This is a genomic window from Mycobacterium sp. (assembly GCF_049673265.1).
Taxonomy (GTDB): domain Bacteria; phylum Actinomycetota; class Actinomycetes; order Mycobacteriales; family Mycobacteriaceae; genus Mycobacterium.
Window position 1 is genome coordinate 1 of the sequence record NZ_JBATXN010000529.1, and the last position, 5,654, is coordinate 5,654.

Consider the following 5,654-nt stretch of genomic DNA (forward strand, 5'->3'; position numbering starts at 1 on the left):
GATCTTCGGTAACCACGAGTTCGGGCTGCCGCCCGGCGACACCATGGTCTAGACGGATGCGCGCCCGCGACGATGCAGTGGGGGCACCCCCAGCCGCGCAGCGGTGAGGGGGACGAAGCGATGAGGAGTGGCGCTAAATGACCGCGACGGAAGAACTCACCTTCGAGTCGACCTCGCGGTATGTCGATGTAGACGTCGACGGCCCGCTGAAGCTGCACTACCACGAAGCGGGCATTGGCCACGACCAGACGGTGGTGCTGCTGCACGGCGGCGGCCCCGGCGCGGCGAGCTGGACGAACTTTGCGCGCAACATCCCGGTGCTGGCCGAGCATTTTCACGTGCTGGCCGTCGATCAACCCGGCTACGGCCTATCCGACAAACGTGCCGAACATGGCCAGTTCAATCACTACGCGGCCAGAGCGCTCAAAGGTCTCTTCGACCAGCTGAACCTGGGACGTGTTCCGCTGGTGGGCAATTCGCTGGGCGGAGGCACCGCCGTCCGGTTCGCGCTGGACTACCCCGACCGGGCCGGTCGTTTGGTGCTGATGGGTCCCGGCGGGCTCAGCGTCAACCTCTTTGCGGCCGATCCGACCGAGGGTGTCAAACGGCTTGGGAAATTCTCGGTCGAGCCCACCCGAGAAAATCTCGAGGCGTTCCTGCGGGTGATGGTCTATGACCAGAAGCTGATAACCCCGGAGCTTATCGACGAGCGTTTCGCATTGGCCAGCACGCCGGAATCGCTGACCGCGACGATCGCGATGGGAAAGTCCTTCGCCGGGGCCGATTTCGAGCTCGGGATGATGTGGCGCGAGGTCTACCGGCTGCGCCAGCCAGTGCTATTGATCTGGGGCCGCGAAGATCGGGTCAACCCGATCGACGGCGCGCTGGTCGCGCTGAAGACCATTCCACGAGCGCAACTGCACGTGTTCGGGCAATGTGGACACTGGGCGCAGGTGGAAAAGTTCGACGAGTTCAACAAGCTGACCATTGATTTCCTCGGAGGTGCGTGATGAGCATCCGTTCGCTGGGGTACCTGCGCATCGAAGCCACCGATATGGCGGCCTGGCGTGAGTACGGCCTGAAAGTCCTCGGCATGATCGAGGGCAGCGGCAGCACGGAGGGCGCGCTGTATCTGCGGATGGACGATTTCCCGGCCCGGCTGGTGATCGTGCCAGGTGAGCAGGACCGGTTGGCTGAGGCCGGCTGGGAATGCGCGAATGCTGCAGGCCTGCAAGAGATTAGGGATCGGCTCGACATCGAGGGCACACCCTATAAGGAGGCCACTGCCGCCGAACTTGCGGATCGTCGGGTTGACGAGATGATCCGATTCTCCGATCCCTCGGGCAACTGCTTGGAGGTGTTTCACGGTGCCGCCCTGGAGCACCGTCGCGTTGTCAGCCCCTATGGACACAAGTTCGTCACCAGTGAGCAGGGCCTCGGGCACGTGGTGCTGACTACCCGCGACGACGAAGAGTCACTGCACTTCTACCGCGATGTGCTCGGCTTCAGGCTGCGCGACTCGATGCGGCTGCCGCCGCAGTTGGTGGGTCGGCCCGCCGACGGACCGCCGGCGTGGCTGCGGTTCTTTGGTTGCAACCCGCGTCACCACAGCCTGGCCTTCATGCCGGGCCAGACGCCCAGCGGCATCGTGCACCTGATGGTCGAAGTAGAACAGGCCGACGACGTGGGCCTTTGCCTGGACCGGGCATTGCGCCGCAAGGTGCCCATGTCGGCCACGCTGGGCCGCCACGTCAACGACCTGATGCTCTCGTTCTACATGAAGACACCCGGCGGATTCGACATCGAGTTCGGTTGCGAGGGAAGACAAGTCGCTGACGGCGACTGGATCGCCCGGGAGAGCACCGCGGTGAGCCTGTGGGGCCACGACTTCAGCATCGGTTTCCGCGGGTAGCTGGCGCTGTTGATGGCCGAGCAGATCGATTCACGCACCTTCCGGCAGGTGCTGGGTCAGTTCTGCACGGGGATCACGATCATCACCACCGTCCACGACGACCTACCGGTCGGCTTCGCGTGTCAGTCGTTCGCGGCGCTTTCGCTGGAACCGCCGCTGGTGCTGTTTTGCCCGACCAAGGTGTCGCGCTCGTGGAAAGCCATCGAGGTCACCGGGAAGTTCTGCGTCAACGTGCTGACCGAAAGCCAGAAAGATGTGTCGGCACGGTTCGGCTCCAAGGAACCGGACAAGTTCGCCGGTATCGACTGGAGCCCTTCAGCTTTGGGTTCGCCTGTTATCGACGGGTCGTTGGCCTACATCGACTGCACGGTGGCCTCGGTGCATGACGGCGGCGACCACTTCGTGGTGTTCGGCTCAGTGCAGTCGCTCTCCGAAGTGCCGAAGATCAAGCCGCGGCCATTGCTGTTCTATCGCGGCGACTACACCGGCATCGAGCCGGACAAGACCACGCCGGCGCAGTGGCGTGATGACCTGGAGGCGTTCCTGACCACGACCACCCAGGACACCTGGCTGTAGCGCAGCGCCCGCTCGCCTCACTCCCGCTCTGCGTCGGATGCCCGCTCGTATGCCGCTTCGTTTGACGCCTCACTGTGGTCATTTGTGAGCCGATCGGCGTCCTCTCGCGCTTTTGCCTTGGCCTTCGGATCGATGCTGTCGGCATGTTTGAACCGTTCGTCGAGATCCTGGCGCGATGTTGCCGCTTCGCTTTGATGCATCGCTGCTCGCTCTTGCAACCTGGCGGCTTCGGCGGCCTTGACGTCGGCTTCGGCCTGGGCAGCTCGCGCCTTTGCGGCCGTCTCTTCGGCGAGTGCTTCACGCCGTTGCACCCGGTTTGTCTCCGCCCGGGCGTGTTCGCGGATCCCTTCCGCCTTCACGTGGCGGCGCCGGCGGGTAACGATGACGAGGGTGGCTAACAGTAGTGCTGCTACCACTACTGCGATAACGACCCAGACGATGTTGCTGGTAGTCATGAACAGCTCCTTCTTCGGAGGCGGTGGTGCTAAATCCACCGCTACCCGAATCCCCTTATTCGACGTAACTAAAACAAGCCGTGGCAGCGCCTCCGCCTAGTGCCAGCGGGCCTGGTGGTCGGCATGGGTGGACAAATAAGCGCCCGGACCGAAGAACTCGTCGTAGAAGTCGACGTCGAGATGTTGCGCCTGGAGATACATCAGCACGTGCACGGTTGGCACGGTGCCGGGCAGCTTTCCGAACGTGTCGTAGATGTAGGACGCTTCAAGGTTTACGAGCTCCTGAATGCCGTCCGGTGGCAGCGCGGAGGCGCGCACCTTCGGTGTGTCGGACCACGGTCCCGGGGTTTCGGGATGAAAGGGTCCGCCCGGGCCGTATTTTCGCGCGACCAGTTTCTCCACACCGGATGCCACAGACGGCACATGCGGCGGGCTGAGCGTCTCGAAATATCCGGGCAGCCCGGTGACATTGGGGAAGGGCCAGCGCTCGTCGACGTCCGCGACGAAGCCGAGCCCACCCAACACCGACAATCGATTGAGCCCGTCGTAGGTCCAGCCGCCCAGTCCCATTGCCTGCAGCGCCAGCACCCCGTTGTTGGCGGCGATAGCGAGTTCCGCGCTTGCCTCGGTGATCGTGTACTGCTCGACGAACGACAACGGAATCGGGTCGTCGGCATGCCGCAGCGCGGAAAACCTTTCGAGCCCAGGGAGGTTGCGGCCATTGATGTCATCGACGATCAGGTAACCGTTGGCCGCAAAGAACCACAGGTTTTCCATCAAGTGTTCGGCGAGATCGGCCACCGGGAAGGCCAGCAGGCTGCCCGGATGGTTGCCAATCCAGATGTTGTGACCTTCCATGTGCGGTTCCTCGCTGGGCAATTCGAGGCGACTGTCCGAGATCTGCAGGTAGGACTCCGCGGTGTGACTGATCCACTCCTCGATGCTGTCGAACTCGCGCGGATGCTGATCGCGGCTGGGCAGCAGATATGTTCCGGTGTCGTCGGTGAAGAACAGCTGGCTGGTGTGAAAGCCCGCTGCCGACGGGAATGTTCGACCCGTCGCGCTGCCGGAATAGTTAGGAAACGACGGCGCATAACCAGGGTTGTGGGTGATTCCGAAGTTCCAGCCGGTGACGCCACCGGTAACCGAAACCAGCAGTGCCCGTTCGACTTCTGACAGCGGTTGTACGGGCCGACGACTCGTATACGCCAGCGCCCCGGCGGGAATGCGACCGCCGACCGGAAAACGGCGCGACCGCCGCCCGGTCATCGCGGCGAACAGCGGGAAGTGCGCAAGCTCGGCCAGCGCGGCCCGCTCGTGATCGGAGATGACCAGGCTCACGGAGCCAACTTACGCCGCAGTGAACTTTTCGCCGAAGTATCGCGTGGTAGCAGCAGTCGGTAAACAAAGGAGTCCAGCGATGAGTCCGCTGCTGATGGTCTACTTCTGGGTTGGCACGCCCTTCGCCGGATTCGGCCTGTTGAAGCTGCAGGCGCGGCTCGAGCGATGGGACTACGAACGGCATGCCGGGGACTAGGGTTGGCCGTCTATTGAAAACCCCAAAACTTCGAATCCTGGTTGTCGGCGCGGGCGTCAGCGGCATCTCGGTCGCCCGCGGACTTTTGCGCGACGGACACGACGTCGCTGTCTTCGACCAGCGGCCGAACGTGACGGTAGGCGGTGGTGCCGTCACCATTTGGTCCAACGGAGCGACGGTTCTCGATCAGCTTGGCGTCGATATGGACGGCGCCGGTCAGTTGCTGTCCGCCGTGCGGGTCATGACATCGACCGGTCGCCCGCTGGCCACGATGAACCTCGACGCGATGGTGGACCGGCTTGGCGCACCGATTCGGATGGTGCCACGACGAGTCCTGCTGGAACGGCTGCTGAAAGGCTTTCCGATTGATCGCGTCCGATGCAACGCCCGTGCGGTCGGCGTGGCTAGTACGCCCGACGGCGTGCGGGTCGACTTCGAAGACGGCAGCTCGGCCACCGGGGACTTGCTGATCGGCGCGGACGGTCTGCACTCGGTGATCCGCACGATGCTCGGCGGACGTCCCGCGAAGCCGACCGGCTGGTGCAGCTGGCAGGGGCTTGTCACTCTTCCGGACATCGCGGCCCCGCGCGTCGCAACGATGATGATCGGCGAGCACGGCAGCCTCGGCCTGTGGCCAGCGGGAGGTTGCAACCTGCAGTGGTGGTTCGACTTACCGTGGTCGCCTGACTTCGTCAGACCGCAACGCCCGATCGAGATGATCCGGTCGCATTTCACCGGGTGGTCCGAGATGGTCGATCAAGTGCTCGCGACGTTGACCGACGACGATCTGGCTCCGTCCCCGTTCCCGCATTTTCGGCACCCGATTCCCCGTGCCGGCGCCGGCGCGGTGACGTTGCTCGGCGATGCCGCACACACGATGCCGCCCACGCTGGCGCAGGGGACCAATCAGGCGCTGCTGGACACCATGGTGCTGCGTCAGTCGCTGGCGGATTTGAAAAACGGCAACGGTGATATCTCCAGCGCGCTGCGCAACTACGAGAACACCCGGCGGCCCAAGGTCAGGGCGGTTTCTTGGGTGACCACCCAGCAGGTATCGCGCCCCGAGTCCGTGCTGCGACCGGCGGCGCTGATCTCGGACCGGTTCATGACGTGGGTTCTGACGATGTTTCTGCGGTGGGTCAGTCATCGCGATATCTCGGCGGAGAACAGCCGA

6 protein-coding genes are annotated in these 5,654 nt (G+C 63.8%); 4 read left to right on the plus strand and 2 right to left on the minus strand.

Annotated elements, in window-relative coordinates; genetic code table 11:
- Nucleotides 1–137 precede the first annotated feature (137 nt).
- From hsaD to hsaB, 3 genes are read left to right on the plus strand one after another with little or no spacing between them, the layout of a single operon-like run.
- Nucleotides 138–1,010, plus strand: a complete 873-nt coding sequence (hsaD, locus tag WBF82_RS18185) for a 4,5:9,10-diseco-3-hydroxy-5,9,17-trioxoandrosta-1(10),2-diene-4-oate hydrolase (RefSeq protein WP_424384356.1) — start codon at nt 138–140, stop codon at nt 1,008–1,010.
- Entirely contained in the window at nt 1,010–1,912 is a 903-nt protein-coding gene (gene hsaC / locus WBF82_RS18190) for an iron-dependent extradiol dioxygenase HsaC (protein ID WP_424384357.1), read from the plus strand. Before hsaD ends, hsaC begins: the two co-directional genes overlap by 1 nt.
- A 12-nt stretch (nt 1,913–1,924) precedes the next feature.
- On the plus strand, nt 1,925–2,488 hold the full coding sequence (hsaB, locus tag WBF82_RS18195) for a 3-hydroxy-9,10-secoandrosta-1,3,5(10)-triene-9,17-dione monooxygenase reductase subunit (RefSeq protein ID WP_424384358.1): 564 nt from the start codon (nt 1,925–1,927) through the stop codon (nt 2,486–2,488).
- A gap of 17 nt (nt 2,489–2,505) precedes the next feature.
- Here the strand turns inward: hsaB and WBF82_RS18200 are convergent, their stop codons facing one another.
- Both WBF82_RS18200 and WBF82_RS18205 read right to left on the minus strand, forming a co-directional pair.
- On the minus strand, nt 2,506–2,943 hold the full coding sequence (locus WBF82_RS18200) for a hypothetical protein (RefSeq protein ID WP_424384359.1): 438 nt from the start codon (nt 2,941–2,943) through the stop codon (nt 2,506–2,508).
- A gap of 96 nt (nt 2,944–3,039) precedes the next feature.
- Nucleotides 3,040–4,284: a hypothetical protein gene (locus tag WBF82_RS18205; protein ID WP_424384360.1), complete on the minus strand. Its 1,245-nt coding sequence runs from the start codon at nt 4,282–4,284 to the stop codon at nt 3,040–3,042.
- A gap of 182 nt (nt 4,285–4,466) precedes the next feature.
- Between WBF82_RS18205 and WBF82_RS18210 the strand changes: the two genes are divergently transcribed.
- A partial coding sequence (locus tag WBF82_RS18210) for an FAD-dependent oxidoreductase (RefSeq protein WP_424384361.1) occupies nt 4,467–5,654 on the plus strand: 1,188 nt, incomplete at its 3' end.